Origin of the sequence: Dietzia sp. SYD-A1, assembly GCF_015356725.1 — a bacterium.
GTDB lineage: Bacteria > Actinomycetota > Actinomycetes > Mycobacteriales > Mycobacteriaceae > Dietzia.
The window spans coordinates 1-4,038 of record NZ_JADDKI010000141.1 but is presented as its reverse complement, the minus strand read 5'-3'; the positions used below and the strand labels follow the sequence as shown (position 1 = coordinate 4,038).

At 66.6% G+C, this 4,038-nt stretch carries 3 protein-coding genes; all 3 read right to left on the bottom strand.

What is annotated here, in order from left to right; genetic code table 11:
- Positions 1-26 precede the first annotated feature (26 nt).
- Positions 27-1,337 (bottom strand): site-specific integrase, encoded by a 1,311-nt coding sequence (locus IY392_RS06670; protein WP_194860817.1) that lies wholly within the window; start codon positions 1,335-1,337, stop codon positions 27-29.
- Positions 1,338-1,375: 38 nt separating this feature from the next.
- Entirely contained in the window at positions 1,376-2,986 is a 1,611-nt protein-coding gene (locus tag IY392_RS06665; protein WP_194860816.1) for a DEAD/DEAH box helicase family protein, read from the bottom strand.
- A 515-nt stretch (positions 2,987-3,501) separates the two neighbouring features.
- The gene (locus tag IY392_RS06660; protein ID WP_182612063.1) at positions 3,502-3,762 is read right to left on the bottom strand and encodes a ribbon-helix-helix protein, CopG family; all 261 of its coding nucleotides are present in this window, start codon (positions 3,760-3,762) and stop codon (positions 3,502-3,504) included.
- Positions 3,763-4,038 lie beyond the last annotated feature (276 nt).

The window sequence follows — 4,038 nt, the reverse complement described above, 5'->3', positions numbered from 1 at the left end:
AGCCCGCCGTCACCCGACAGCAGCAGTCACACCGGCCCGTGAATCAGCGGGGTTAGTGCACCACGCTGGCACATTTCCATGTGTGCGGCGAGCGCAAACACATACAGCGCGAACGAGTGGCGAAGCATATGGGGATGGACCCGAATCGTTGTGTCATCGAGGACCGCGAGACCGGCCCCCCACGCGCCGCGAGAACCCGCCGTTCGGGCGGAAGCAGACTTGAAGACGGTGTTCCAGTTGGAGACGCCGACAGGCTTCCCGCCCGTCCCGAGCCACACCATGAGAGGACGCCGACGCCCCTCCTCATCCAGTGCGTACATGCGTGTGCGCTGGGCGAGCGTGAGGTCGTCCAGCCGCCACCAACGCTCTTCACCAGCCCTTGCGGGTCGGCTCACCAGGACCTTGGTCGGAATCCCTCCGCGGCGGGAAATCTCTTTCAGGATCAGCGGGTCCGCGTCCTGCTCGTAGATGCCAGACCGAAGGCCGAACGCCACCTCGACCTCACGCGCCCCGGTGACATATGACGTGATCGACTGGTGCGTCGCGCGGTCCAAGTACATCATCCGGCCCCGCGACGGGCTCCCTTTCGACAGCGAAGCTGGCACGCGCCCAGAGACTAGTCGCGTGCTGAAATCAGCGCTGGGAATCTCAAACGTCAGCAGCCCAGCACCTTCAGTTCGTCGCAGGCCAGTGTGGTAAAGCAAGTCCGCGTACGCGGTGTTCCTCTCACGCATCATCAACGATTCGCCGCGAGCTGATCCAATCCCCAGCAGGCCCTCGGCCCGCCAGCGGTCGTACGCCCGGCGGGTCAGCCAGTTGACGTCCGCTGACAACTGTCCTTTGGTGGCATTGATCCGTCCCGACGGCACTGGATTGCCGGAGATAATTCCCAGACCCACAGCCACGTCGTAAAGCGAGCGAATGGCGACCAGGTTGCGAGCTAGCGTTGATGCAGATACCGGCTCCGCCGGAATATCTCGCAGATCATCATCGCCCGAGGCGCCAAAGCGACGCCGGTCCATGAAATCGTTAATCTCAGCGCGGCGCACCGCAAGCCAGTCATTCCCCGGACCAAGCCATCTGAAAAAGAGCGCCACATCTGACGCATAAGCGGAAGCTGTATTGACGGAGTGATACCTCCGCGCCCACTCGGCAACCGCAGGATGAATATTCCCGTTGGCAGTCACCGGAATATAGAGGGGAGCCTTCCGGCGAAGAATCCCAGCCGCCTGGCTCATTAAGGACTCCAGCCACGCAGGCCGGTCAACCATGTCCGACAACACACTCAGATGGACGGTCTTCACCTGCGCGAGGTTCATGGGTTGCGAGACGGTCATGTCAACCAGTATAGAGCGCACCCAACAGGTGCCGGTTACTACATAAGGAGTGACCAGGCGCACACTTGATGATTCCGGTGCGCGCGGCCCATCGTCTGTTCGGGCAGGATCCCCGAGTAGCGGGCCTGGTGGAAGAAGCCTCTGCGCGGGGTGTCGGTGGCGTAGGAACCGTCGGCGAACTGCTCGCGCGCCTGCAGGTTGATCGCGGTGGGCGTGTTGAACACCACCACCGGCGCCTCGCCGCGCTGGAACCGCATCCGCTCGGCCTCGGCCTGCGGGTTCGAGCCGTAGATCCGTGCGACCGGGATCCGGTCGGCCTCGAGCAGCTCGGCCACCGGGTGCGCGGCCGTGGACACCATCTCGGTGGCGATCAGCACCTGGTAGCCGCGCTCGAGTTCGGCCTTGGCCGCCGCGACGGTGTGCTCGACCCGGATCATCGACGCCTTCTGGCGCAGCCGCGCCAGCGCGGCCAGCCCGCGGGCGACATTGTTGCCCGTCCGGGCCAGCTGCATCTCCCGCTGGAAGTCGCCCCATTCCAGCTCGTAGGCCCGCCACTGGTCCGGGGTCAGTTCCACCAGGTCCACGTCGAACGGAGGCGGCCCCCACGGCGCCGACCGGGTGAGCATCAGCGGCGGATCGTGCCGCAGCAGCATGTCGCGTGCGTCGCTGATGGCGGCCTGCTGCGTCGGCAACGACTCCTTGGCCTCGGCGCTCCACGTCCACTTTCCATAGGAGGTCTCCAAGGGCGCACCTCGCTCGGCCAGGGCCCGCCCGAAGTCCGACCACGCGGTCGGGGGATCGCCGTGGACCTGCGCGAACAGCGACGACAGGTAACCCCATTCGCCCGGGTGATGGCCAGGGGTGGCGGTGATCGACAGCACGAACGGCGCCTTCTCGTGAGGGCCGTCCATGCGGGTCAGACGACGCATGTAGCTCGTGCGCTTACTGGCGTGACGGAACTGGTGAGCCTCGTCGATCACCGCCACATCGACCTTGAGACGCGGCCGACCGTTGCGGGCCATGAGCTTGCCCAAGCTGTCGGAGGACATGATGATCCAGCGCAGGTCGTCGTCGCCCCGGTCGTCTTGTGTGAGCGCGGCGATGGTCCGCCGCCACGACGGGATGGTGATGCGCGCCGGCCGGTCCACCGTCACCAGAATGGTGCGTCCGCCGCGCTCCGTCGCGATGGCCTTGGCCGCCGCCACCGCCACCAGGGTCTTGCCGGTGCCCACATCGTTCGCCAGGTGGACCTGCCGGAACCCGCGCCGGGCGGCCGCGACGATCGCGTCCACGTCCGCACTCTGCTCCGGACGCAGCGTCATCGGTGCGGCGGTCGCCCCCGGGCCCTCGCTGCCGTTGAGCTCGTCCTCCAGCCACCGCAGGTACGAGTACGGCTTGCTGGCGTAGGGCTTCAGCGGGTCCGGCAGGGTGGTACCGACGTAGGCGTGGGCGGTGAGCGACTTGTAGTAGGTCACCCCGGCCGGCGTCCCGCCGCCCAGACCACCCCAAGGGAGCTCGAGCAGCCACACCTGCTGGCCGGGAGGAATAGTCGGAACCGTCTGTGCCGCGCTGGGCTTGGTGGCCGACGTCGCCCGCGTCGATCTGCGCTTGCGCCTGGTGGGGGACTTGCGTGAGGGCCGGGTCGCCATCAGACGTCCCCGCGCGCGCGGGCGGTGACGAGGGCGAGTGAGTCCACAGCGTTCTCCTGGATGGTCCTGGCGGGTCGGGCTCACTGTAGGGGGCGGGTACGTCACCGCCGGGGTTGGCCGCTGTCGGACGCCGAAGGGGCGGGTAGGTGGCCGGGGTGGCGTGAGGTCGCGTGTCGCGGACGGGGTTCGGGCTGGAAGGAGACGATGACAACGGCCCGCCACGGCCAGGAATTTGAACGAAGGCCTCATGGCACACGAGCGCGACCAGAACGTTAGGAGCTAGTCGATCAAGTCGAGATAGGTTCGGCGCGCTTTCGTTGCATGAATGACCTCACGGGTCCCGTCGTCGTAGCGCAATACGACCAGTTCCAGGACGCGGGCCTGAGAGTCGAACCCCAGCACGAGAACTCGCTGGGGGTGATCATCGTCTAGCGGCGCGGCGAATAGGGCTGACTCCGCGGCGGTCACAATGTCGTCATCAGCGATTCCGTGCTTTCGCGCGGATCGACGAATGATCACGAGGCGGCGGCCCACTCTGCGAGGGCCCGTCGGATCGCCTCTGATCGATTGAGGTGCTCCCGATCCGCCCGTTGCATCACCGCCTTGAGCTCGGCTTCCGTCAATCGGACCGGTACCACTTGCGCAGCGTGTTCTGCCCGGGCCGGGCGCCCCTTCCGCTTCTTCAACCAGGCGGGGTCGTACCCCTCCTCAGCCTCGGCGACCCACTTGTCGAGCTGTTCCTCCGAGACTGGTTCCCCCTGAATTCTCCGCTCCATGAGCACTATCGTAATACGAATCAACCGGTGCTGGAAGGCGACAGTTCGCGGTTCGACCGCGGGCCGGGTGGGCGCTGCTGCGATCTGCGCACAGGTTCGCGCCCGGAATGGACCAAGCAGGACGCACGGCCCGGCCTACGGCGGGCATCGAGAGCGCATAAGACGAAGGGGGCGCGTAAGTCGGCGGGCGGGGCCGCGACACGCTCGACGGTGAGGTGCGGGAAGTGAGGTGGGGAGAGGCGCAGGCAAACCCGCGCCACCCACCCCCAGCCCAGC